The organism is Acaryochloris sp. CCMEE 5410, assembly GCF_000238775.2.
Classification (GTDB): Bacteria; Cyanobacteriota; Cyanobacteriia; order Thermosynechococcales; family Thermosynechococcaceae; genus Acaryochloris.
Map to the genome: position 1 here is coordinate 14,772 of NZ_AFEJ02000003.1, position 24,698 is coordinate 39,469.

The 24,698-nt window shown below is 45.1% G+C and carries 18 protein-coding genes; 6 read left to right on the top strand and 12 right to left on the bottom strand.

Features of this window, described 5'->3' with window-relative positions; all coding sequences use genetic code 11:
* Positions 1 to 281 precede the first annotated feature (281 nt).
* The 4 genes from ON05_RS30330 to ON05_RS30345 all read right to left on the bottom strand — a co-directional run bounded on the left by ON05_RS30330 (position 282) and on the right by ON05_RS30345 (position 6,559).
* Positions 282 to 3,461 (bottom strand): efflux RND transporter permease subunit, encoded by a 3,180-nt coding sequence (locus ON05_RS30330; protein ID WP_010476518.1) that lies wholly within the window; start codon positions 3,459 to 3,461, stop codon positions 282 to 284.
* Between the two features lie 21 nt (positions 3,462 to 3,482).
* Positions 3,483 to 3,938, bottom strand: coding sequence for a FixH family protein (locus ON05_RS30335; RefSeq protein WP_010476517.1), 456 nt, complete (start codon positions 3,936 to 3,938; stop codon positions 3,483 to 3,485).
* A 64-nt stretch (positions 3,939 to 4,002) separates the two neighbouring features.
* On the bottom strand, positions 4,003 to 5,781 hold the full coding sequence (locus ON05_RS30340) for an efflux RND transporter periplasmic adaptor subunit (RefSeq protein ID WP_010476516.1): 1,779 nt from the start codon (positions 5,779 to 5,781) through the stop codon (positions 4,003 to 4,005).
* Between the two features lie 556 nt (positions 5,782 to 6,337).
* Positions 6,338 to 6,559: a thioredoxin gene (locus ON05_RS30345; protein ID WP_010476515.1), complete on the bottom strand. Its 222-nt coding sequence runs from the start codon at positions 6,557 to 6,559 to the stop codon at positions 6,338 to 6,340.
* A gap of 567 nt (positions 6,560 to 7,126) precedes the next feature.
* Between ON05_RS30345 and ON05_RS30350 the strand changes: the two genes are divergently transcribed.
* The 4 genes from ON05_RS30350 to ON05_RS30365 are packed head-to-tail and all read left to right on the top strand — an operon-like array spanning position 7,127 to position 8,621.
* Complete coding sequence (locus tag ON05_RS30350) at positions 7,127 to 7,402, top strand: thioredoxin family protein (RefSeq protein WP_010476514.1); 276 nt, start codon at positions 7,127 to 7,129, stop codon at positions 7,400 to 7,402.
* 40 nt (positions 7,403 to 7,442) lie between these two features.
* Positions 7,443 to 7,922, top strand: coding sequence for a MerR family transcriptional regulator (locus ON05_RS30355; protein ID WP_010476513.1), 480 nt, complete (start codon positions 7,443 to 7,445; stop codon positions 7,920 to 7,922).
* Complete coding sequence (gene merF, locus ON05_RS30360) at positions 7,912 to 8,130, top strand: mercury resistance system transport protein MerF (RefSeq protein ID WP_010476511.1); 219 nt, start codon at positions 7,912 to 7,914, stop codon at positions 8,128 to 8,130. The genes ON05_RS30355 and merF overlap by 11 nt, the downstream gene beginning before the upstream one ends.
* A 20-nt stretch (positions 8,131 to 8,150) precedes the next feature.
* Positions 8,151 to 8,621 (top strand): putative iron-sulfur cluster-binding metallochaperone, encoded by a 471-nt coding sequence (locus tag ON05_RS30365; protein ID WP_010476508.1) that lies wholly within the window; start codon positions 8,151 to 8,153, stop codon positions 8,619 to 8,621.
* Between the two features lie 244 nt (positions 8,622 to 8,865).
* On the opposite strand, the gene ON05_RS30370 is transcribed toward ON05_RS30365, so the two are convergent.
* Positions 8,866 to 9,039, bottom strand: a complete 174-nt coding sequence (locus ON05_RS30370; RefSeq protein WP_175307247.1) for a hypothetical protein — start codon at positions 9,037 to 9,039, stop codon at positions 8,866 to 8,868.
* A gap of 568 nt (positions 9,040 to 9,607) precedes the next feature.
* Here ON05_RS30370 and ON05_RS30375 point away from each other — a divergent pair.
* Complete coding sequence (locus ON05_RS30375) at positions 9,608 to 9,733, top strand: hypothetical protein (RefSeq protein WP_262562538.1); 126 nt, start codon at positions 9,608 to 9,610, stop codon at positions 9,731 to 9,733.
* 517 nt (positions 9,734 to 10,250) lie between these two features.
* Here the strand turns inward: ON05_RS30375 and glgP are convergent.
* From glgP to ON05_RS30395, 4 genes are all read right to left on the bottom strand, one after another.
* Entirely contained in the window at positions 10,251 to 12,116 is a 1,866-nt protein-coding gene (gene glgP, locus ON05_RS30380; RefSeq protein WP_010476507.1) for an alpha-glucan family phosphorylase, read from the bottom strand.
* Complete coding sequence (locus ON05_RS30385; RefSeq protein WP_010476505.1) at positions 12,109 to 12,816, bottom strand: class I SAM-dependent methyltransferase; 708 nt, start codon at positions 12,814 to 12,816, stop codon at positions 12,109 to 12,111. The genes glgP and ON05_RS30385 overlap by 8 nt, the downstream gene beginning before the upstream one ends.
* 83 nt (positions 12,817 to 12,899) lie before the next feature.
* Positions 12,900 to 14,132, bottom strand: coding sequence for an FAD-dependent oxidoreductase (locus ON05_RS30390; RefSeq protein WP_010476504.1), 1,233 nt, complete (start codon positions 14,130 to 14,132; stop codon positions 12,900 to 12,902).
* A 47-nt stretch (positions 14,133 to 14,179) separates the two neighbouring features.
* Positions 14,180 to 15,718 (bottom strand): NAD(P)/FAD-dependent oxidoreductase, encoded by a 1,539-nt coding sequence (locus tag ON05_RS30395; RefSeq protein WP_010476503.1) that lies wholly within the window; start codon positions 15,716 to 15,718, stop codon positions 14,180 to 14,182.
* 1,774 nt (positions 15,719 to 17,492) lie between these two features.
* Between ON05_RS30395 and ON05_RS30400 the strand changes: the two genes are divergently transcribed.
* The gene (locus tag ON05_RS30400) at positions 17,493 to 18,533 is read left to right on the top strand and encodes a class I fructose-bisphosphate aldolase (protein ID WP_010476502.1); all 1,041 of its coding nucleotides are present in this window, start codon (positions 17,493 to 17,495) and stop codon (positions 18,531 to 18,533) included.
* A gap of 73 nt (positions 18,534 to 18,606) precedes the next feature.
* Here the strand turns inward: ON05_RS30400 and ON05_RS30405 are convergent, their stop codons facing one another.
* The 3 genes from ON05_RS30405 to ON05_RS30415 all read right to left on the bottom strand — a co-directional run bounded on the left by ON05_RS30405 (position 18,607) and on the right by ON05_RS30415 (position 24,343).
* A complete protein-coding gene (locus tag ON05_RS30405) occupies positions 18,607 to 19,245 on the bottom strand; it encodes a histidine phosphatase family protein (RefSeq protein WP_010476501.1) in 639 nt (212 codons plus the stop codon).
* Between the two features lie 23 nt (positions 19,246 to 19,268).
* The gene (locus ON05_RS30410) at positions 19,269 to 21,797 is read right to left on the bottom strand and encodes a glycogen/starch/alpha-glucan phosphorylase (protein WP_010476500.1); all 2,529 of its coding nucleotides are present in this window, start codon (positions 21,795 to 21,797) and stop codon (positions 19,269 to 19,271) included.
* Positions 21,798 to 21,913: 116 nt separating this feature from the next.
* Positions 21,914 to 24,343, bottom strand: a complete 2,430-nt coding sequence (locus ON05_RS30415; protein WP_010476498.1) for a phosphoketolase — start codon at positions 24,341 to 24,343, stop codon at positions 21,914 to 21,916.
* Positions 24,344 to 24,698: the final 355 nt, after the last annotated feature.

The window sequence follows — 24,698 nt, forward strand, 5'->3', positions numbered from 1 at the left end:
CATTCTAAATTATCAAAAACCATATATAGCAATATTTTGACAGCTTAGCTAATTTTAAATTCTGATTTTGGTCAAAAACCTGGAATTAAAATCACCAATCTTATATAGTGATCCGCAAGTGCTGATTCAGTGGTCAAAATTATGTCGCGTTTCGCTCAAATTTCCGACATTCCACCAGTTCGTCTCGTTGAGTTGGGTTTGAAAAAATCGGATGAGAGCAAGTCTTAGTTACACTCAACTTATGCGTACAGGGCTGGTTCACAGGAGTTCCTGTAGAGCTTCTAAGGTTGATTCGATTGTAGTGCTTTTCGTTGCTTCCCCTGAGATCTTCTTTGCATGAAGCCCTTGATGAACTCCATAGCATCATCCACAAACGTATAGACAATCGGCACCACAATCAGCGTTAGCAGGGTCGAAATCACCAACCCTCCCAAAATTACCGTTGCAATGGATGAATAGGCATCTGAGCCAATTTCAGGAAAGAAGGCCAGCCGCACTACAACAATTAGTGTAGTTAGTGTAGTCATCACAATTGCTTTTAGCCGTACTGGTCCAGCCTGTGAAATCGCCTCTTCTCTGGAAATACCTTCCCTTCGCTTGGTTAAAATCAGCTCCAATAGCAAAATTGCAGCTGACATAGACAGGCCCGAAAGAATGATAATCCCCAGAATTGAAACCGTGGACAGTGTTTGATTGGCGAGAATCAACCCACCAAAGACACCCACGAGTTGCAACGGTACCGATAACATCATCACCAAGGGGTGAATAAAGGAATTGAACTGGATGACCAGGATGATATAGATCAGCATTAGTGAAATGGCTAGACCATTGAGCAGGCGTGTGAACTCAGTCATCATGTCGGTCATATCGCCCATGGAGTCAATCCCATAGCCAGGTGGAATCTCTAACTCAGCTCCAGCGTGCATGGCGATCGCCATGCTCAAATCCATTGAAGCAGGACCCTGGCGGCGGTAGTAGCCATTGACATAAACCACCCGCTTGCTGTTGACATGTTCAATCAATGTTGGTCCTTGACGATAGTCGAGCTGCACGAGCGTATTCAGGGGAACCTGTTGACCGTTGGGTGTTGTCAGGTAGGTACTTTCTAAATCTTGGACTGTTCCCCGATCTACTTCGTCATAGCGCACCAAAATTGAATTCTGCCTTAGATTTGGTCGGTTGTAAGAACGCTGGGTCATGCCGCCATTGAGGGCAAATCGGGCTTGGGTGGCAATGGCTTCTACATTCAAGCCCAACTCTTGGGCACGGCGGCGATCAATATTTAGCATTAGCTCTGGCTGTGTCATGGCTGCACTAGTGTGAGCCATCATTAGCCCCGGCGTCTCTTCAGCAATCCGCAATACATCGTTCGCCAGCGGGTGGAGGATATCGAGATCATCACCATAGATCGCCAGCTGAACGGGGGCGGCGGAGGTGGCCATGACATCCACACCCATTTCTTTGAGGGCCAACCGTCGGATACCGGAGATCGTTGCCATTGCCTCGGCGTGAACCTCATCCATCACTTGCCAGATGTCACGCTCACGATTCAGCTTCAGCGTCACGGTGAGCGAGGCGGTATTAGCATTGCCCATACTGTAGCCCGTAAAGTAAGTGCTATTCCGGGTAAGTTCAAAGCCTACTTGGGAGGAGACTTTTTCCACCTCCGGCTGTTGAAGCAACAATGCTTCTAGCTGGGCAGTACTGGTATCGGTTTTAGCGAAGGAACTGCCTGCCTCCATTTCTAGTGTGGCCATAAACTGCCCAGAATCGCCTAAGGGCATCATTTCCTGAGGTACGAGCGGATAGAGCGAGATGGCCAAAACCACCGTAGAAGCGATGACGGCCAAAGTCACTTCTCGGTTGCGAAGCGTTAGCTGCAAGAGCCATCTGTAACTGCGCTCTAATTGTTGGAAACTATAGCTAATGGGAGTCAGTAATTTTTGCAGCCAAGTTTTGCGGTGGGTTGGAGACCAGGTGCGATAAAAGAATGCCGCCAGCAGTGGTACCAGCGTGACCGACACTAGGACCGACGCCACAAATGCAAAAATCATCGGCCACACAAGCCCCACAAACATGAGTCCTGTTAGACCGCCAGACAGCATGCTCGGCAGCAACGCAGCCACCATCACACAACTGGCTGCGACACTGGCTAAAAAGACTTCGCCAGTTCCCCGAATTGCCGCTGCCAGTGGACGGAACCCCTGACGGATCTTTTGCTCAATGGAATCAATCACAATGATGGAGTCATCCACCAGTTTCCCAATCGCCATCATCATGCCAATCAACGTCGAAGAGTTGAGGGACATCTGCATGGGACCAAAGGGCAACGTTGAAAGCGCCAGCGACATGGGAATAGAAATCATGATCAGTGCTGTGGCGCGGAAGTCCTGTAGGAAGAGTAAAATCACTCCCCCGGCTAGGAGAACACTGATGAGCAGTTCCTTAAACGTGCTCTGCAAAATGATATTGACCAGGAAGGAGTTGTCATAAGCTTCTTGAAATTCCAATCCTGGATATTCCTGTTTAATCTTCTCTACTTCTGCTCGCACCCGCTTAATCACCGCTGGAGAGCTAGAGTCCGGCTTTTGAATAATATTCACAGCCAGGGCCGCTTGGCTGTTGTAGCGGTAACTGCTGCGGCGTTCTTCAAAGGTATCCTCAACTGTCGCCACATCTCGAAGATAGACCACTTGGCCATCGCGCTCTAGGAGTGGATAGTCTAGCAGCGCCGCTGCATTTTGCACCCGCTCATCAGTGCGCACGAGAATTTCTGTATCCTCCCGCGTTAGGATGCCAGAGCCTTGGCTCAAATTATTCCGATCCAAGGCATCGCGCACCTCCACAATAGACAGCCCATAGGCTCCCAGCTTTTGGCGATCGACAATCACTTGTAGCTGTCGTCGGTAACCACCAAAGATCGAGACGGCCTGAACATGGTCCACTTGGGTGAGCCGATCCACTAGGGTATTATCGGCAAACTCCCGCAACTGCACCGGGTCCCATTGATCCCCCGTCAGGGCCAAGGTCAACACGGGGCGGTTTAAAGGGTCAATGGGCAACACCCAGTAGGACCGGGCGTTGAGTCCTTGTAGTTCAGTATCTCCCTCCGCTGCATTCATAAGGCTTTGGACAGATTGAACAGCCCGATTAATGTTGCCGCCCCAGCCAAACTGGATCGTTATCAGGGATAGATTTTGCTGGGAGGTTGAGCGCACAAACCGGACATCTTCCAATACCGTCATGCGCTGTTCCAAGGGCTTGGTAATATAGGCTTCCACCTCCTCCGGTGACGAGCCAGGGGCTTGAGTAATGACGGCCACCAGCGGACTTTCCACGTAGGGCATCATCCTCACGGGCAACCCCAGCAACACCAATAGTGACAGGATCAAGATACCGATATAGAGTGCAGTTACTAGAACTGGATGCTTGATAGACCAGCGGGTGAGAAATTCTTTCATCGGGCTTACGCCTTCATTGACCTACTTCACCTCAAAGGCTAGGGTTGCAGGTTCAGCATCCTTGGCCTTTACCTGCACTGTCCAAGGACCAGCCATCCCAAAGTTGGTTTTAATTTTGAACTCCTGGGCTTTATCTCCGGGTTCCACAATGGCCAGAGAGGTCATATCCGCTTCGCCTTCCATGGGCATTGAGACTTGGACAGAGACATCCTCGGGCGTGAGATTCTCCTTCTCAACGCGAACCACCAGTTCGGCATCGCCCATGGGCACTTCGGCGGATTTAGGACTCACTAAATGAATATCCTTAGATGTGTTGCTGGGGTCCATGCCTTCCTTGTCACCATCAGGCTTGGATTTTGCCTGCTCTGTGGGAGCTTCTGCGCTGTCCGATGTCTCTGCAGCTTGTTCTCCTGATTGGGCACTACAGGAAAATAGAAAGGTGCTCACAAGAGCGATCGCCAAAAAGATTTTCTTCATATCAGTCCTCACAATGAATGATGTTGATATTGTTTGAGGTCAATTCAATCCCTCGAAAGGCGTTCTATTGAGCCGTTAGCTTGAACTGGGCGCGTCCTAGATGCTCGGCATCCTTGACCTGGGCCTTAATCACCCAGTCTCCCTTCATCCCAAAATGGGTCTTTACCCGAAACTTACCCGGTTCCGGTAAAGCTTTGAGGTCTACCATGGCCGTCATGGGAGCCATATTTTTCATCGGCATAGTCACATCCACTTCAAGCTGCTTAATGGCCAAGGGGGATAGAGTGTCCGCATCGACCACTTGCAAAATCAACTCCTCGGTCCCGGCTTTCACTGTTTTCGTCTTGGGACGGACCAGCTGAATTGAGACATTTCCCGCAGTCGGCGTGGACAATGAAGCTACGGGCTCACCAGCCGCGTTGACGACCGCAACCTTTGAGTCTTCTAACAATCGCGAAGTGCCCGTTGTAATGACATGATCGCCGGACTTCAAGCCCTTCACTATTTCAACACGATCACCACTCACGAGCCCCCGTTTTACCCTGCGCCTCACTGCGACTGCCTCTTCGCCATTACCCTGCACCACCCACACCGCTGGCTGCCCCTGAAACTGATGCAGAGCCGTCTGGGGGACGGACAGTGTTGCGGGTTTACTGGCCTTGATGATCTGCATTTCTAGAAACTGACCCGACAGTAGCTGATCGCTGGGGTTATTCACCACTGCCTCTACAGTGACTGTGCGCGTTCGAGGATCGGCGCTGGGGAAAATGCTGGTGATTTCACCAGTGATCGGTGGCATCTTCGTACCCGGAATCAGGGCTTTGACGCGGGTTCCTTTACCAATTCCGACCGCATCGGCCTGAGCGACATTTGCCCGTAACCTCACCCGGCTATAGTCCCCAATTTTGAGCACCCCCATTCCGGGCTGAACCACTACCCCCGGATCGGCCATCCGAGACTGCACAATCCCGCTAATGGGGGCGGTGAGATTGGTGTAGCGCTCCATGACAACCGCCGTGTTCGCCTTTGCTTGGAATTGATTGATCTTGGCACGGTCTCGCCCTAGCTCTGCCTTCATTCGCACCCACTTGGTTTTTGCTCCAGAGATCGCTGACTCCTTGGCTGCCACCTCTGATGCGACGAGGTCATAGTCGTTTTGGGAAATGGCCCCGCCTGCAGCCAGAGCCTTAAAGCGTTTGGCCTTGAGCTTCATGTAATCCAGTTCAGCAGCCATACGGTCAATCTCGCGCTGTTGCTCCTCCAACTGCATGCTGTTAGCGACTAGAATCTCACGCATGACGTCCCTCTCAGCCTTCGCTTCGACCAGTTCAGTTCGTCGTTCTAAGGCATCAAGTTGGGCAATCACTTGGCCCTTGGTAACGCGATCGCCTGGGTAAATTGAGTAATCTCTGAGTTGTCCCGCGACGCGCGGGTACACCGTGACTTCTAGGTAGGGATACACCGATCCCGTATACTGAATCGTTTCCTGAACCAAACCGGGGCGGATTTCCTCTACCTGAACGGGTATTGCATTGAAAGCCCCATCCACGGCCATCATCTCATCATGAGACATACCCCCATGATCCATTGTCCCCTGCTCTGTATCTGCCATCGCCATCTCACCGAACTGCTTGACAGCAAACCAGATGCCACCTGAGAGGACCATGAAAATGCCCAAGGCAAATAAACTTTGGAACGGACGAAAGCCAGGGGAATGACTGATAGAGGCGACCTGGGAGTCATTATCCTCGCACGCATCGCCTTCGGCCTCCTCAACTTTGGCTAATGGAGAAACAGATATTTCTGATTCAGCAGGGTTAGACTCGACACGATCTTGGGTCATTCTTTTGTCGTTACTAAATTTGTAAGGCTGAACTGATAAGACGTTTGCTTACACAAGCATAAATACCAATTATGAAATCAGGATGAGATGGAAGCCAAGAGAGAGAGGATTTGGAAAACAGTGATTGCTGGAGCAGAGCAGCTCTTTGAATGATATGCACGGTCTAGACTCTCAATCTAACTTGAGAGTCTAGAGTCGAGTATCAGTTAACTCAAGGAGTAGGAGGTTGAGTCTGAGAACTTTACCCCTGTCCGACACCTGTCTGGATGAGTGATCCCTCTTCTGTCACTTTAGGGGGAGGATAAATTCTTGATTGTTTCTCGTCTATTTCCGTATTTTTGCGCCGAAGAACAATTTTTAACAATAACGGGAAATCGTTATTACAGATTTTATCTGGCCAGAGTGACAAAAGAGGGGTGATACCAAATCCGACTTTGATACCCCCGATATCCTAAAACGCTAGAAAGTTTCAAGAACAATGATAGTGAAAGCTACGGAGATAATCGTTTCGGGGTTTAGCAAGCCGGATTTGGTATGACTTACAGGAAACAGGCTTCTAATTCTGACAGCAGCCCGACAGTTTGCTGTTTACCACCATCGCTGGAACCCGATGAATGCCATACTGAGTAGCTTGCTCAAGACGCTGAGCGGTATCATCTGCACCAAGGTGCCAAATCTGGATCTTACAGGAGGGGCAAGCTAACTCTTCTACAGACTGGACCGTACCATCGCAAATGGGGCAATCCTCTTTAAAGACTTCTTTTGAATGCTGAGTCATTTTTTAAGCCTCTATAACCGTTGTGAAATAGCTTAAACCCTGCAGCTAACTTGAGAGTCAAGCCTTAGGTGTAAAAATGCATATTTTTCTTGAATGGGGTAGTTTCCTTGGAAATTGAGTCTGCGATAGATAGGATTTCATCGTTTGCAGATTCATGCTACACCTAAACTCTCAAGTTAGCTTGAGAGTTTAGGTTAGAAACAATGCAGTTATCAAAAGTGTGGTGAGAATGAGCCAGATCACGAAAGCTCAAGAAGTACACTCCACTATATCAGCGTTGAAGTATGGCGAGTTGGCTACTTAGACAGCGGTAGCGATCGCCGCTTTAATTGAGGCAGGGGTATCTTACCCCCCATATTGACCGGAATGCCTATCTAAAGCATCTGCCTTTTGAGGTCTTGAGTGCGGACTGGGAGTAGCATCTTATGCAAAAACGAACGAACAACGCCAACTTAATGCTTTTGGAGCAGGCTTTGTCATAGATAGGCTATTTGTAAGCACCCTTGACCTTAAACCCAACTTCAAGGTCTAAGTTAGGGATATATAGCTTAAAAAGGAGCAATAACAATGGCCAAGCGTCAAGTTGAAGTGTTTACTGCCGGATGCCCCCTCTGCGACCCTGCGGTTCAATTAATACGGGAGCTGGCCTGTAACAACTGCGAGGTTCAGGTTTACGACTTGCGAGACGACTGTGCAACCAATGTTTGCCGAGACAAGGTTACGCAGTACGGGATTCACCGGGTTCCAACCGTAGTTGTGGATGGCAAATTGACGGAATGTTGTCAGAACCAGCAGTTAATCTCGCGAGATGCTCTGATTGCTGCTGGTATTGGACAAAGTTAACTCTAGAGTGGAATCTGCTCCCCTGGCATCAAGGAGGTTAATGAGCGTGAATCAAGGATTATTGATCGGCGAACTGAGTCGTCAGGCAGATGTCCCAGTATCAACCATTCGCTACTACGAGAGCCAGGGACTCCTTAAGGCTCCTGAGCGCACCCGTTCCCAGTATCGAGTCTATTCGCAAGAAGCTAAGGAACGTTTGCAGTTTATTCAAAAAGCCAAGCGCTTTAGGCTTTCCTTAGAAGAAATCAAACAGATCCTGGCCCTCAGTGAGCAGGGCATAGCTCCGTGCAAGCGCGTTAGTCAGATGCTAAAGCAACACCTGGTTGCATTAGATCAGCACATACAGGAAATGGTGGTTTTGCGCCAAGAGCTAGCCAATCGATATCAACGCATTAGGACAGTACTCCCCGATGATGATTTAGAGGAGTTCCCCGAAGAGCTGTGTAATGGCAGCGTCTGTGGTTTCATTGAGCACGATGATGACAACCATCTCCTTAAGGCAGAACCACATGAAGCCTAAAAATGCACTGATTGCAAGTTTGACAGGAACGGTTGTTGTTGCGCTTTGCTGTTTTACGCCGATCTTGGTCATTGGGCTGGGTGTGTTGGGCTTGGGAGCGTGGGTCGGCTATCTCGATTATGTTCTGCTGCCTGCTTTAGGAGCCTTGATAGGACTGACCTTCTGGTCCTACAGGCGTTATCGTTGCCATTGCCGCAAGCAAAACTAACGACTGGGAATAAGGATTATATGAGCCAATGTTGTTGTCCACCTTCATCCTCTACCAAGACATCGTTCACCTGTCCTCAGGGGAACTGCCGAGGGAAGCCAATTCAACTCATTACCTTAAAAAGTTTACTTAAACCCGCTGCCCTAGAGCGCTTAGAGCCACGCAGTGATTATCGCTTCTGTGATACGCCAGCATGCCCGGTTGTTTACTTTTCCAATCAAGGCAGTGCCTATACCGTGCAAGATTTGAAGGTATCTGTATTCCAAAAAGATAATAGAGATGATGTCCCGGTTTGCTACTGCTTTGGGTGGACTAGACAACGGATTCAGTCTGAAATGGAATGGTCAGAAAATCCTCAAGTCGTCAAGATCATCACGGCCCACATCAAAACAAAACGTTGTGGTTGTGAAGTAAATAACCCCCAGGGCAGTTGCTGTCTAGCCAATGTACGCCATGTGATTGTTGATTATCGACATCCTGATAGTCACTAACGATGCGCAAATGGGCATACACAACCCCTAACGACAATCGTTTCCGAGAAAAACGGTATTCAGTATTTATTCGGACGGATATGTCTAGTATTAAACCCAAATAACCGGGCATATCCGTTCAGATTAAGTGGAGGTTTAAATCAAACACCTCTCACTTTAGATTATCTCAAATGCTTATTGAGTAAAGACTACAGCTTATTCGCATTTAATATAGGTCCGATATTCTGTTTGCGGATCGTAACAGTTAGCGAGAGAAATAGCTAAAGGCTTCGTGAATTAATTTTGGAGAATGGCAAACGAGCAGGCAGGCAAAAAACATAACCATCAATCCAATAGCTGCTTTGGCTCGCTTTTTGATATTTGAGATATCGCTTTGAGAACTCTGAGGTTCATTAATTGCAGGGATTTGTTTGTCCATAGAATTTCTCCAAAGAGAATGAATTAGTTTAGGTGAAACTCTGAATTAAACAGTTTGACTGCAAATCCTGAACTCTCGCCTAGAGTGAACAGCTTTGTATATAGTTTAGTTATTAGAGTCATATACGAAGCCATTCCTAAAGACTAAAAAAGAAGAATAGAAACAAAGCTTTTCCAATTCACAACTCGGGCAACGTTAGTTCAATTGAGATGGGAGATACAACTTAAAAAACTACTGTCATCTGGGGGTTTAGAGCAAGAAATAGGAAGTAGGTTGCATAGATTTCTCCTGTGATCGCGGCTGTCGAGATGAGGAGCCTCCCAGTATGAGAAGGCATAGAAAAATTACTGATTGTTCGACAACCATATTTTGGTTAAACATTGAATTTTATTATTTAAATTTCAATGTTTTAAATCTTTGATGAACTCAGCCACACTTGAATTGAGTAGGCCCAAAGGTAGCGACGCTGCAACAAAGTGCCACGCGATCGTTGTAACCTTTACTAGGCTGTGATCCCAGAAAAATTTTTACAAACTTGCGCGAGAACAGTCATTTATGGGCAAGTTTTATGAGAAAAAAGCCCTGGAATGCCTATTCTGCCGTTGTTTTTGTCGAAGAGCCAACCACTATTTATGGGCAAGTTAACAAAAACCACAAAAATATTTTTAAAACCCTTGCTGAGTATAACTTCTAGCCGTTGCGTGGCACTTCGTTGCGGCGTCGCTACCTTTGAGCCGAGTAGTATTGGTTTCAACTTCACTGGAGCTACAAATTAAACCATTCCTAAAAAAACAAGGAACTAGGTATTGCTGAAATATGGCCCCCATTCAGCAGATTGTAGAGCAGATTTTTGAATAATGCATAAAACCCATACAGAGAAAGGCTTATAAAATGAGTCTTTTAGAAAAATTCATAAAGCCTCTCAACAATGCACCTTTATTAAGGATGAGATCATTACCGATTGCTGCAACTTTAGTCGTTTTGAGAATATTATTTTGAAACACTCCTTGCTGTTGAATTTCTGGCGATAATTATTTTGCTCTCTAGAAATTTTTCCGGCAGCGAAAACTGGACAGGGAAATCGATTGCTCAAGATAGTAGAAATGACTTGACCTGGTAATGCTACCATCTCTTTATTCTCAATTTTTAGCATTTATTATAGATATACTTCTTCCAGATTGTAAAATACCAAGCCCAATCAGAAAAATTGCTCACGATCGAGATAGATACGCATTTGTCACATACTGCTGCACCATACGATGGGTATTAAAAAAGGAAGCATTCAGAGCAATAGATTGCCGCATTACATCGATCCATCGCTTCCGCTCACGATAAAACATGGGTGCGATTAGGTTCTCTATCTTCCAATACAAGTCCTCTCCATCCGCTTGGTTTAGAGATTCCAAATCAGAGGCATCTTGTTCCCGTGAACCAACTGACCAACCCGTCACGCCATCGATATATCCTTCAATCCACCAACCATCCGGGACGCTGAAACTGGGAACACCATTGTGTGCTGCTTTCATGCCAGAGGTACCAGAGGCTTCTAAAGGTCGCTGTGGAGTATTGAGCCAGAGGTCAACACCTGACACGAGTATTCTGGCTAGATCCAGATCGTAGTTCTGCAAAAAAACTACAGAGATTTCACCCTTTAATTGGTTAGCCACCCTAAAGATTCGGCGAATCAATTCCTTACCAGGATCATCTTTAGGATGGGCTTTACCAGCAAACACAAATTGGAGGCGACCTATTTTGTCAGTAATCTCTCTCAGTCGATTAATATCAGAGAAAATTAAATCTACTCGTTTATAAGAAGTGGATCTGCGAGCAAACCCAACTGTCATAACATTCATCTCCAGAGAACAGTTCGTTCGTACTTTAATCAATTCAAGTAGCTCAGTTTTTGCATCAATATGGGCTTGCCAAATTTCAGTTTTAGGAATATCGATCGCATGCCTGAGCATTGCAGGGTCTTTACTCCAACCAGGAATATAACGATCAAAAAGAATTCTAAAACTATCACAAGTCCAAGTCCATGAATGAACACCGTTAGTAATGTGGTGAATGGGCTGAGCGGGGAACATTATTTGGGAGACTTCTTCGTGACGCTTAGCTACGCCGTTAACGTAATGACTCAGATTGAGCCCTAATACCGTCATATTTAAGCAATCGTCACCAGCCAGCATTTGTAGTACATTTAAAGGCACAATTTCCTCCCCAACAGACTGGACCAAATCGTATTGAAATTGATCATGTCCTGCTGGAACTGGGGTATGGGTAGTGAAGACACATTGGCTTCTGATACTGTTATAGTCCCACTCTGACGTTTGTCCCTTATGCTGTTTGCTTAAGAGTTCTAAAACCAGCAAACTGGCATGTCCCTCGTTCATATGGAATCGCTCAATGCCTTGATAACCAAGAGTCTCAAGCATTCTAATCCCACCGATTCCTAGAAGGGTTTCCTGGGCGAATCGATATGTTTCATCACCGCCGTATAGAGTGTCAGTCAGTGTACGGTCGAACTCTGCATTTTCTTCAACCCTAGTGTCCAAGAAGATAAGGGGGACAGTATAGCCACTGAGGCCGACGATATCATATTGCCAAGCTCGAACTCGAACTAATCGTTGCTCGATCGTGACTGTGATACTTTCAGTTAAGAGGCGTAAAAAACGCTCTGGCTCCCATTGCACAGGCTTTTCCTCCTGAGCCCCCCAGTCATCTAATACCTGTTCAAAATAGCCCTGGTGATAAAGTAAACTCACACCAACAATAGGGACTTGCAAATCGGCACAGGATTTTAGAGTATCCCCAGCAAGAACACCTAAACCACCGCTATAACTAGGGATAGCAGAACCCACTGCTACTTCCATTGAGAAATAGGCAATTTTCCGATTCTCCCTATTGCCTTCATCGCTGCTCGTCACCAGTGCCGTAGTGTAGATCTCTGGATGCTCAAAAAACTTGTAGCGACAAAATTCTGAGCAGAAGTGGATTTCCTGTTCCTGGTAGAACGCACTTAGTGCTCTGTCCGCCTGTAGAGACATTCCACACACTGGGTCTTTTAAAGTACTATTCATAATTTTCTCCCTTTTGGCTTTTCTCGCCCACAGCTATATATGCAAAGCCCATCAATAGCTCAGTGAAGATAGACTTTGGCAGATATTGTTGGATCGGTTCCCAGGGGTGGCGATCTGTCACCTTCAAATTTGCACCAAAGGGTCGAAGAAAGGGGTAAGACAACAATGGAGCCGACAATGACAACCAATTTTTTGGCTTTTTGAAATCTAAAATGCACCACCTTTTTCCGGGAGAGAGTGCTTGACAACCATTTTGAATCACATGATCAAATTCAGGAACGAGGGTGATTGCCCATGTCGAGAGAATCCCATCAACTCCTTTAGGGAATGAATACTCTGCTGCATTAGCTTGAACAAGCTCTACATTGTTCCAGTGATTTTCTTCTACTCGTTGGTGAGCTTGGGCCAGCATTTCGGCTGTTAGATCAACACCAATAATTTTGCCTTCAGAGCCAATCGCTTTTTCCAACAGAGGGAAGTTTAGACCTGTGCCACAGCATAGATCGATCACAGTATCACCAGGTTGAAGCTGCATGGACGAGATCGCTTGCTTTCGATAGTTAAAGTAGCCGAAGGGGCTTAAAATCAGGCCCAGAAGTCTTTCCCCAAGAAAGTCATAACTTTTAGCTAATCTTTGATAGGTCTTGGCAATATTGTCCTGCTCTGATATTTTCTGTTGATGGTGTGGGGAATAAGTCATTTATATTTCCTCTATAGTGACTCTAAATTCTTAATAATTTAGAGTATTCATAAATCATGAAAAGCTCATCACTGTAGCGAAGATTATCCAATCATATCGGCAACTTTCATTGCAGAAGTTATGGCACCTTCATGTAAACCATCCCCAAGATAAGCTCCTACATAGTAGGTACTATTTTCCCCATTAGTGGCAGCGATTTCATCTCGATATCGGAATGACTCTGTTGTATACAATGGGGTGTGATGTTTCTGGATATGAACAATCTTATCTTTGGCAATAATTTCTTCTAACTGAAATGATAAGAAATAATGCTCTGCTGATGCAGGGAGACCACAAAGTTGATTCAGGCAGCCGTTATATCCCCATCGGGTATCTGTCTGAAAGAAATCAAATTCTGAAGGTTGACGGATGCCGTACTTGTCATACATTGAAGTATCTGTATGAACTGTAGTGGTTACAAAATTGGCTTGCCAAGCTGAAAATCGTCTAAGCTCAGCATCAGTTGGATCTGAGAGCAGCGACATTACTTGGTCAGGTGGTGTGGCAAATACAACTTTATCAAATTCCTGAATTTCACCCTGGGATTGCTCAATACTGATAATATCTGGATTTCTGGAAATATTAGCAATTTGAACATCGAGCAAAACCTCGCCTTTAAACCGTTTTAGAATCTTTTCAATGTAGGTATATACGCCTCCTTCAACCCTCAGCCAGTTGACTGCGAGGTAATCGCGTAACATAGGAATTGCTAATTCTGCAGGGAAGTCATTGATGAGTTTAAAGGGAATCGAGTAGCTATACATCGTCAACAACTTGAGCCAGAGGTTGCTGGTACTATCGTCTTTCAGGTAGCGAGATAGTGACTGATCGTAGAAATCATCCATGTCAGTAAATCGAGTTTTCAACCATAATCCAGCTGAACGAACATGGAGACTATTAAATCGAAGATATTCAATTAGACGTTGGATGCCTTTGAAGTTTTTCTCAATCGCAACATCTGACAAAAAGTTACTGCTATCTTTGAGAAACAACTCTGAACCAACATTTACAGGTACCAATTCCACTTCTAGTTCTTGCATGAGAGCGACGAAGTTATGAAATGCGTCGGGAAATTCGAGAGGTCCACTTTCCAAAATTTCATTGCACAAAATTTCATTGCACTCAAATTGGCTGGGTTTCACGTTTTTGTTTAGAGTCCGAATATGTCCCCCTAGTATGGGCTGCCGCTCAAATACGGTAATGTGATGATCTAGTTTATCGAGTAGATAAGCTGTGGCCATTCCAGCAGCGCCGCCGCCAATAACTGCAATTCTCATCACGAACTCCTAAATTAACTGATTGAGCGGATATTACTAAAGCGTCTTTAACCGTTGCCGAGAAACACGTCACCAGATAAGCGCTGATACAGTAATGCTCCCGTCCAAAAGGTAGGAGCAAAACCTGGATATCCAGACGAGGCATTGCAGAAGTAAAAGTGATTCAGGGACGTTTTATGGTTCAGCCGCCCCAGCCCCATATTTTGTGGTGTCAAGCTTGAGCCATAGGAATTACCTGCAGGACTCCAACAAAAGCGTTCATTGGTTGTAGGACTGCCTGTGATGTGAAAAACCATATGCTTCCTAAAATTTGGGACATAGTGTTCTTCCACAACATTCAGGATGGAATCAAAAATTTCTTGCTTTTTGCGGTTGTAGGCTTTGTGATCGTTTTCTCGTAATTGCTTGAAGTAGTTGTAATTAGCAACGGTGAGAAATTCAACAATCTGGCAGTCCTCTGGGCAATCATGATTCTCTTCTGTTAACAAAGTGGGTGTGGTAATAGCGAAGCTGGGATTGGAATAGTCGCTATACTCATACATTTGAGCAAAGGCTTCATTGAGATCTACATGCCCCGTATGAGAGAAATTCCATTTTCCAAATCCGTAGTCTCTCAGGTCAAGATCTTTGATGACACAATATGCCATGTAATTCGATGCTGAATAGTCATACCTCAGCTTTCGGCGAATAGATGGGGCAAATTGTGATTCTCCAATCATCTTGGCGGCTTGTTGGGGATCAATATTACAAATCACATTATTGCCCGTGAATTCATGGGTTTGATGGGTAGTTAGATCCATTACCTCAACGCCAGTGACTGTTCGGTCTACGACCCTGAAATTTGTAACTTCATGATTGAGTAGTAACTGTCCTCCGTGTGATTCAAGTACTTTGACTAACGAAGTGATGACATACTCAAAATGCTGGGTTGGGTAAAATGCACCTGCTTGGTAACCTCTGAATAACGCAACCCAGGCGTAGAATGACAGTTGATTTGGAGGTAGCAAAAAATCTGGCCATTGCAGTGCTAATAGAGTTTGAGCAGCTTGAGGCAGCTTGAACCTATCAAATACATCCTGAAGTGTGCTGTTGAGGTATTGGACGGCACAAGATACCTCTTCTATATGCTTTAACAGTTCAATTGGCTTAACAGGAGGCGCAAGTTTTTTTAAGCCTGCACCAGCTTTTTCAACTTCGTTGATGAATTGGCGAATACAATCACTATGGGCAGGAAACAACTTAGATAATCGCTGGATCAATTTGTCTGAGTCCGAGGGAATGTCCAATGCATATCCCGGCATTCGCATATGGTCAAAGCCATCTGGGTCATAACGCTCAAAGGTTACTTCCTGAGCCAACCCTAATTTTTTGAGTACTCGATTCACCGTTTGCCCTTCACCACAGTCCCATACATAATGGAGTTGGGCATTAAATCTATATTTTTTAGCCATTGTAAATGTATGCCCAAAACCTCCTGGATGCTCATGGGCCTCTAACATTCGAACAGTTTTGCCACTTTTTGCTATTAGAGAACCAAAAACCAATGCTGACAAGCCACTGCCTACGATTAGGTAATCTGTTTGCATGCTTGTGGATCCTTACTTGATAGTGAGTAGTAGTGATAGTAGAAGGGAAACCATAACTATTATTGGAATGATGAACTATAACCGTTTCTATAGGTTCTAAATTGCAATATTGAGCCAATTCTTTAAGACTTTTAATTACTTAGAAATCTTAAAGAATATTCCCAATCTTTTTTCAGGGTAAATGTTAATTTTGACTAACCTCCAAGAAATCTATTTATTGCGATTACTTTGAATAGTATGTGTTGAAGATGTAATTCAGTAATTATCTTAATTACCCCTATACTACACAAACTAAAAGAACAAAATTTATTTAAAAAATTGTATATTTAGCAGATAAAGTAAGCTTAATGAGATAACGAAAATTGCCGCAAGAAAATGGTGATTATTAGAATAATGAAAAGTGTTCGCTAAATATCATGGGGCTTTACTATGCATGCTAATTCTGCTCTCCATAGCTTTTGTATAAGTGCTGGTATTGTATATTTCTATCTATGTAGATATTGCATAACTAAAATCAGTAGTAATCGATTGTGATTGAGAGTGTTAGAAAACCATAAATTATACCCTTTAAGTACGATTTTTAATCATCAAATTAACTTCATATTTTTATCTAAATTGCGAATCTAACTCAACTGTAAATCAAAAAACCTTTTGAGTAAATGATTAAAATCTCAATCTAAAAAAACAGGTATTTATTTTTATTTAAGGTTTTTTAGATATATCATAGAGGTCAAAATTTCTAGGTCAGAAGCTTACAAAACTCGTTTTTTTTAGCTTACTTTTATAAAATTTTCTCAGGGTTGCAACAAACAGTTTGAGTAGGCGTTGTTGCATAAATAAAGCTAGTCACAGTATTGGTTTCAGAGCTTAGAGCTGGGGAAAATCTTCGATTTTTATTCATTTTGGACAATCTGGATCGCTGAAACCTTCTCACAGCAAGGATCGATTCATGCAACAAAGCCGTTTGAGTAAATTTTCTGAAGTATTCGGCATAATTTATAGACTTGAATCATAAGCCTTAATTATTGCAATCCTTTAAGAGCTGATTTCTTAAGTCGCTGAAACCCTATAGAAACAGGGATCTAAGAAATCAGTTTGAGTCAGACTTGCAGCTCACCATAATCATTGCATCACAAAGAACGCAGGCGTTTTAAGATTTACTTTAGAAATCAGCTCTAAAAACATTTTTGATTTTCTCTATTTCTTGGTATTCTTTGAGCTACATCTAGCACCTAAAATTTGCTGACCTAAGTATGGGCTGTTGCCATCGAAAAAGAAAATATAGTACCTATATAATATCTTAAAAGATTTAGCCTTGATTACTCATACCATTTTTGAGGCGAATTGATACTTGGAAAGTATCAATAACTTATTTACCATGCTCACAATCTAAGTTGTATTGCTATCTGACATTGCTTTTACTTATAAAGTTTAAGATCAACGACATGGAGTGAATAATTAGAATCTCTAGTAATTAAAAGGCATTAATATCCTGTGAGGAAAGTTATGCAACCTATTCTAGATAAAAAATATAGATTTTTTGTCTCTTTTGTTCCTAATCTATATAAGATATCTTGTAGCAAACTATATTAATAATCCTTAGCCTAAGAGCTGATTTATTAAGTCGCTGAAACCCTCTAGAAACAAGAATTTAAGAACTCACTTTAATCGGGCTTGCAACTGTCATAGTCATTACCACACAGGGGATGTAGGTATTTTAAGATTTACTTTAGAAATCAGCTCTAAGATTTTTATACGTAGTAGGAGACATGCAATGACTGTCTATGCTCAAGAGCTAAAAGCCATAGCCCAATCCATGGTCACCCGAGGTAAAGGTCTGTTAGCAATTGATGAAAGTAATGGCACTTGTAATAATCGCTTTGAAAAACTGGGCATACCAACCACTGAGGAAAATCGCAGAGCCTATCGTGAGCTACTTCTGACCACTCCCAATCTTGCAAATTATATAAGTGGACTTATTCTCTTTGACGAGACGATTCGTCAAACGACTAAGGAGGGGAAGCCCTTTGCCCAAGTGATTGCTAATTTGGGTATGATCCCTGGCATAAAGGTTGATACAGGGGCAAAAGATTTGGCAGGCCATCAAGGCGAGAAGGTGACCGAAGGGTTAGATAATTTGCGAGATCGCATTGCTGAGTACTACAAGATGGGAGCCCGATTTGCTAAGTGGCGTGCTGTGATTACCATCGGGAATAAGATTCCAAGTGATGCTTGCATGTTAGCAAATGCTCATGCCCTAGCTCGGTATGCTGTTTTATGTCAGGAAGGTGGCCTAGTTCCAATCGTTGAGCCTGAGGTCCTTATTGATGGGGAACACACCCTAGAGCAGTCTTTTGAGGTTACTGATCAGACACTGCATTCAGTCTTTAATCAACTTCATACTCAAGGGATTGAGTATGATCAAATGGTGCTCAAACCTAGCATGGTCATTGCAGGCCAAGAAAGTAGTCATCAGTCAAGTATTGATGCAGTTGCAGAGGCAACCGTTAAATGTCTGTTAAAGAATGTGCCTGCAACCGTCACTGGCATAGCCTTCCTTTCAGGGGGTCAAAGCAATGAACAAGCTTCAGCTCATTTAAACCTTATGAATGAACGGTTTTACGATCAATGCCCTTGGCCAATAACCTTCTCCTACGGACGTGCCATTCAGCAACCCGCTCTCGACTATTGGCAGGGGGATAGCAATCGAGTTGCCGAAGCTCAAAAACGGCTGCTTCACCGAGCAAAATGCAATAGCCTAGCTAGTTTAGGTAAATATAATCCAGATGTCGAACGAGAACTAGGTTACGGATAAGTTAAAAAAGTACGATGGGACTACCATGTTATCAACTGAAACCTACATTATGGATGAGAATCTTCATGGATAATCATGTGCCTATTCGGTTACGAAGCTGGTATGGTAAATGATCTCGATCTCCTAAGCGCTTCAACATAGGACCATGGCGATCAAACTCTACCAAACTGACAGAGGCGACTAGCATCTCAATGCGATCACGATAGCGACCCAGGTCAATCCCAAGAAGGCTACAGAGCATAATGCGAATCGTTGCTTTGTGGCCAACAACTAGCACATTGCCTGCAGGGAAAGTCTCTTCGATTTCTGCAATCACCAACGAAGCACGACTGGCAACTTGAACTGCTGTCTCTCCCCCTGTAAGCGGATTCCAGGCTGGTTCAGTGAGCCAGCGGACGTAATCCTCAGCGTAGTTTGCCTGTACATAATCAGGAGATCGATCTTCCCATTCCCCATAGCTAATCTCTTTGAGACCGTCCCGAAGCTGCAGATCAACCCCCGTAGCCTCACATAAAGGCATAGCTGTGGCGATGGTACGTTTCATGGGACTTGTATAAACAGCAGCCCATAAGATCCTTTGGTAAGTATTCCTGAAGGCTTGCGCCATTTGTAAACCCGAGGGGGTTAGTTCTGGGTCTAGTTCTCCACAATACCCTCCAGTCTGGCTGTGGGACGTTTCACCATGCCGTAGAAAATAGAGGTTTAAACTCATATGTGGGTGTCAGTCAATATCAATCAATTAAATAAGGCAGTATCGTCCTGAGTGTAGTAATTCATTTCAATTGGAATAGACGGAACATGCCAGATATTTTCGGCGTACTCCCGAATGGAACGATCTGATGAGAAGTAGCCCACGCGAGCTGTATTCAGGATAGACATGCGAACCCAATGATCTGGGTCAAGATAGGCTTGACTTACCTGCTCTTGGCATTCGATGTAGGACTGATAATCGGCGCAAAGAAGATATGGGTCATGGCAGAGTAGCGCATCAACGAGCGGTCGAAATAAGTTGCGATCACCGTGAGAAAAAAAACCAGATTCAATCCGATGCATGGCCAGAAGAAGATCAGGATTGTGCTCACAATACTCACGGGGAGAATACCCTTGGGCTTCTATCTGAACTACTTCGTCAACTGCGAGTCCAAAGAGGAAGAAATTCTCTACCCCAACCGCCTCACGAATTTCGACGTTAGCACCGCCAAGCGTTCCAATGGTGAGTGCTCCATTCAGAGACAACTTCATGTTGCCTGTCCCCGAGGCTTCCTTTCCGGCAGTGGATATCTGCTCAGATAGGTCAGCAGCGGGGTAGACAGGCTGGCTATTGGTGACATTAAAGTCTGGTAGAAATACCACCTTGATTCGATCTTGAATATCTGGATCATTGTTAACCACATCCCCCACAGATGTAATCAGTTTAATAATTAGCTTCGCCAAAAAATTGTCAGGTGCAGCCTTACCAGCAAAAATAAAAGTCCGCTCAGGAAGATCCAGATCTGAGTTCTGTTTGAGGCGGTTGTAGAGCGTGATGATGTGCAGGACATTAAGATGCTGACGATTGCACTCGCGGATGCGCTTCACCTGAATATCAAACATCGAGTCAGGGTTGACGGTGATTCCAGTTCGATCTAGGATTCGCTGGGCAAGGGCTTGCTTTTTCAGTCGTTTGACCTGCTGCCACGCAGCCCGAAAAGTTGGGTCCTCAGCCAGGGGTTCTAGCTGTTTCAAGTCCTGTAAATGAGTGATCCAGCGATCTCCAATTTTTTGGCTAATCAGATCAGTGAGCTGTGGGTTGCTCAAAGCCATCCAGCGTCGTGGTGTAACTCCGTTGGTTACGTGGGTGAGCTTCTCAGGCCAGAGTTCATGGAAGTCCTGCAGAACCGTTTGCTTGAGCAAGTTACTTTGGAGTGCAGCCACACCGTTAACGGTATGGCTGCCGACACAGGCCAAGTGAGCCATACGTACGAACTTTTCACCGCTCTCATCAATGAGGGATAGCTGAGAAAGCTTTTTCCCATCATTGAAGTACTTTAACCGCAATACATCCAGAAATCGTTGATTGATTTCATAAATGATTTCCAGATGTCGGGGTAATAGACTCTCGAAAAGGCTGAGAGACCATTTCTCTAATGCTTCAGGTAGAAGAGTATGGCTGGTATATGCGAAGGTTTTTTGGGTAATATCCCAAGCCTTGTTCCAGTCCAGATGATGCTCATCTACCAACAAGCGCATTAGTTCAGCAATTCCAATAGAAGGATGGGTGCCATTGAGTTGAACAGCAAATTTTTCAGAAAAGCACTCCAAACGCTTCCCTGTTGCAAGGTGAATGCGTATCATATCTTGAAGCGCACATGACACAAAAAAGTACTGCTGCTCTAACCGCAATTGCTTACCCTGAATTGGCTCGTCATCAGGATAGAGGACTTTTGTGAGGCTTTCAGACACTACCTTTTGGTTAACTGCATCGTAATAATTCCCAACATTAAACGCATCAAACTCAAAGGATTCAGGGGCTTCTGCCTTCCAAAGGCGCAGTGTGTTGGCTGTATTGACCCGATAGCCCAGAATAGGTGTGTCATAGGGAATACCCTTAACAACCTTATGTGGCACCCAGCGAATATGGTAGCGTTCCTCAGAATCTGTAAACGTATCTGTATGACCACCAAAACCAATTAATACCGATTCTTCTGGCCGGGATATCTCCCATGGATTTCCAAATTTTAACCACTTATTAGTGATCTCCACCTGCCACCCATCACAAATTTCCTGCTCAAATATGCCGAAGTCGTAGCGGATGCCGTAACCTATAGCCGGGATCTCCTGCGTCGCTAGAGAGTCCATATAGCAAGCCACCAGTCGCCCAAGGCCCCCATTCCCCAATCCCGGTTCCTCTTCCTGCTCAAGGAGTACATCCAGATCAAGTCCCGATTCGGTCATGGCCTGTTTCACTTCGTCGTATATTCCCAGGTTAATCAAGTTATTTCCTAGATGAGGCCCCTCCAGAAATTCTGCAGAAAGGTAGGCCACCACCTTCACCTGGGGTTGCATACAGGTTTCTGCTGTGGCCAGCCAACGCTGCAACAGGCGATCTCGAACAGTGTAGGCCAACGCCATATAGTAGTCATTCTGACTTGCAGTAGCGGGGATCTTACCCTGAACATAGAACAAATTGTCCGCGAATGCTCGCTTGATCGTCTCCACACTCCGCCCAGTCCGGTTATCCTCAAACTGTACCGCCTGAGTTGCTGATAAATCTGTGACTGTCATAGGAAGTCCTCCATATCTTTTAGGCTGGCTCACACTGTTCTCAAGTCTTAATGTTCCTATGTCTCTCAGTAATAAAAGGCTCCTGTAAAGGCACATGGTTAAGCACTCTTCAGGGTTTATCCAGACAGTTCTGAATAGGGCCATTGCCAATTCACTATCTCATCTTGGTCCTTGCCATACTCATGAGCGTAGGCCAAGCACTCAATGATTTTGTTCTTCATCCGCTCCTTCGCATGGCCTGCCGCTGAGCCCAATTTGGGCACCCGATCAATCACGTCAATCACCAAGTTAAAGCGGTCAACTTCGTTTTTAATTGCCAGCTCCAGTGGAGTATTAATATTGCCCTGTTCCTTGTAGCCTCGCACATGGATGCGCTCTTGATTAGAACGACGATACACTAACTTGTGGATCAACCAAGGATAGCCGTGGAAGTTGAAGATAATAGGCTTATCTGGTGTAAATAGAGAGTCGAAATCCCAATCAGACAGACCATGAGGATGTTCTCCTTCGGACACCATCTTGAACAAATCCACCACATTGACAAAGCGCACCTTGAGCTGGGGAAACTCCTCCCGTAAAATTGCCGTTGCTGCCAGCGATTCCATTGTGGGAATGTCACCACAACAAGCCATTACCACGTCCGGCTCATCCGGCACTGTACCGCAGTCATCATTGCTGGCCCAGTCCCAAATGCCAACCCCCTTTGTACAGTGGGCAACGGCCTCTTCCATCGATAAATATTGCAAGTGTTTTTGTTTATCCGCAATGATCACGTTGACATAGTCAACACTTCGGAAGCAGTGGTCCGCAACTGAAAGCAAGCAATTGGCATCCGGTGGGAAGTAAACCCGCACTACATCTGGGCTCTTATTTGTCACCAGATCCACATAGCCCGGATCTTGATGACTAAACCCATTATGGTCTTGTCGCCACACTAACGACGACAACAGGATATTCAATGACGAGACAGAGCGTCGCCAAGGCACATGATTTCGACAAATGTCTAGCCACTTGGCATGCTGATTAAACATCGAATCCACGACATGGGCAAAAGCTTCGTAGGTGTGAAATAGGCCGTGACGTCCGGTGAGTAGGTAAGTTTCGAGCCAACCCTGCAAAGTGTGCTCACTCAGCATCTCCATAACCCGGCCGTCGCGAGCTAATTCTGAGCCTCCCTCGTCTTCTGGGAAGAGTTCTGCCATCCAGACCTTCTTCGTGACCTGGTAAACATCTTGTAGACGGTTTGAGGCGGTTTCATCCGGCCCCATCAAGCGGAAGTTGTTGGGATTATCCCGCATGATATCCCGTATGAATAAGCCTAGCACTTTCGTATTCTCAAACTCTACGAAGCCGCGTTGATCTCCAATATCAATCGCAAGATCATGGAAGTTAGGTAGCTTTAGCGCCTTACGCAATAGGCCACCATTGGCATGGGGATTGGAGCCCATACGGCGTGTACCAGCAGGCGATAGGTCCTTTAGTTCGGGGATCAGTGCCCCGGTTTCGTCAAACAGTTCTTCTGGCTTGTAGCCACTCATCCATTCTTCGAGCTTGCGTAGGTGATCAGGGTTGTTGTGTATACTGCCCATCGGGACTTGGTGAGATCGCCAAAAGTCCTCAACTTTTTTGCCATCCACTTCCTGAGGGCCAGTCCAGCCTTTCGGTGTTCGTAGTACAATCATCGGCCAGCGGGGTCGCTCAATTTTGCCCGTGGCCCGTGCTTCATGCTGAACTTCTCGAATCTTGAGAATACATTCCTCCATAGTTTTAGCCATTTTCTGGTGCATCTGCGCCGGATCTCGTCCCTCCACAAAATAGGGCGTATAGCCATAGCCTTGAAACAGATAATCCAGCTCTTGGCGGGAGATACGAGCCAGAATCGTGGGATTCGCAATTTTATATCCATTCAGGTTCAAAACCGGAAGCACTGCACCATCGCGAGCAGGGTTTATGAACTTGTTGGAATGCCAGGAAGTTGACAGCGGCCCTGTTTCCGATTCACCGTCCCCCACCACACAGGTTACAATCAAGTCTGGGTTATCCAAGATAGCTCCGTAGGCATGGGAAATGCTGTATCCCAGTTCTCCCCCTTCATGGATTGAACCTGGTGTTTCAGGGGTAACGTGGCTACCTATAAAACCAGGGAAGGAGAACTGCTTGAAAAATCGTTGCATCCCCTCAGCGTCCTCACTCTTGTCCGGGTAGATTTCGGAGTAGGTGCCTTCTAGATACACTGGACCAAGGACACCGGGCGCACCATGCCCCGGACCTGCCATAAAAATCATGTCTAGATCATATTTCTTGATTAGTCGGTTGCAGTGAACATAAGTGAAACTCAAGGCTGGAGAAGCTCCCCAATGCCCTAGCAGTCGATGCTTCACATGCTTAGCCTGGAGGGGCTCTTTGAGCAGTGGGTTATCACATAAATAAATCATCCCAACGGCGAGATAATTGCAGGCTCGCCAATAAGCATTAATGTTGTTTAACTCATCTTCAGCCAGCGGTTCTGACTCCAATGGTGTTTGTTGGACAGAGGCTTGAACCATCTTTTGTCTCTCCCTAATCTCGACTGAAAGCGTCAAATTTTGTTGATTTTTTACTGAAAATCATTGCTCTTCCAAAATCTTTGATGAAAATCACCTGACCCTTTTGGGGTGGATTAGAAGCTCATAAAGCTGAAGCATCAAAGTGATAACCAGTAATGTTGCCACAAAAAACAGAATAAAGCTGGGAATAATTCCTTTCCAAGTTGCTAGTTGAGCTTTACTTACTAAATCGAGGTGAAAGGAAAACTGGAGAAACCTGTTTAGACCTTGGGCAACAAGGATAATTAGCAGAATGAGAACAGAATAGAAAATTCCTATTAAGAATCCAGAAGTTAATCCCGAGCCTATAAGCTGT

Coding starts and splice junctions, on each gene's coding strand:
- ON05_RS30370 (WP_175307247.1), bottom strand. CDS start 9,039: ATGGACAAACAAATCCCTGCAATTAATGAACCTCAGAGTTCTCAAAGC.
- ON05_RS30345 (WP_010476515.1), bottom strand. CDS start 6,559: ATGACTCAGCATTCAAAAGAAGTCTTTAAAGAGGATTGCCCCATTTGC.
- ON05_RS30365 (WP_010476508.1), top strand. CDS start 8,151: ATGAGCCAATGTTGTTGTCCACCTTCATCCTCTACCAAGACATCGTTC.
- ON05_RS30410 (WP_010476500.1), bottom strand. CDS start 21,797: ATGACAGTCACAGATTTATCAGCAACTCAGGCGGTACAGTTTGAGGAT.
- glgP (WP_010476507.1), bottom strand. CDS start 12,116: ATGAATAGTACTTTAAAAGACCCAGTGTGTGGAATGTCTCTACAGGCG.
- ON05_RS30375 (WP_262562538.1), top strand. CDS start 9,608: ATGAGAAAAAAGCCCTGGAATGCCTATTCTGCCGTTGTTTTTGTCGAA.
- ON05_RS30335 (WP_010476517.1), bottom strand. CDS start 3,938: ATGAAGAAAATCTTTTTGGCGATCGCTCTTGTGAGCACCTTTCTATTT.
- ON05_RS30405 (WP_010476501.1), bottom strand. CDS start 19,245: ATGAGTTTAAACCTCTATTTTCTACGGCATGGTGAAACGTCCCACAGC.
- ON05_RS30330 (WP_010476518.1), bottom strand. CDS start 3,461: ATGAAAGAATTTCTCACCCGCTGGTCTATCAAGCATCCAGTTCTAGTA.
- ON05_RS30400 (WP_010476502.1), top strand. CDS start 17,493: ATGACTGTCTATGCTCAAGAGCTAAAAGCCATAGCCCAATCCATGGTC.
- ON05_RS30415 (WP_010476498.1), bottom strand. CDS start 24,343: ATGGTTCAAGCCTCTGTCCAACAAACACCATTGGAGTCAGAACCGCTG.
- merF (WP_010476511.1), top strand. CDS start 7,912: ATGAAGCCTAAAAATGCACTGATTGCAAGTTTGACAGGAACGGTTGTT.
- ON05_RS30355 (WP_010476513.1), top strand. CDS start 7,443: ATGAGCGTGAATCAAGGATTATTGATCGGCGAACTGAGTCGTCAGGCA.
- ON05_RS30395 (WP_010476503.1), bottom strand. CDS start 15,718: ATGCAAACAGATTACCTAATCGTAGGCAGTGGCTTGTCAGCATTGGTT.
- ON05_RS30340 (WP_010476516.1), bottom strand. CDS start 5,781: ATGACCCAAGATCGTGTCGAGTCTAACCCTGCTGAATCAGAAATATCT.
- ON05_RS30390 (WP_010476504.1), bottom strand. CDS start 14,132: ATGAGAATTGCAGTTATTGGCGGCGGCGCTGCTGGAATGGCCACAGCT.
- ON05_RS30350 (WP_010476514.1), top strand. CDS start 7,127: ATGGCCAAGCGTCAAGTTGAAGTGTTTACTGCCGGATGCCCCCTCTGC.
- ON05_RS30385 (WP_010476505.1), bottom strand. CDS start 12,816: ATGACTTATTCCCCACACCATCAACAGAAAATATCAGAGCAGGACAAT.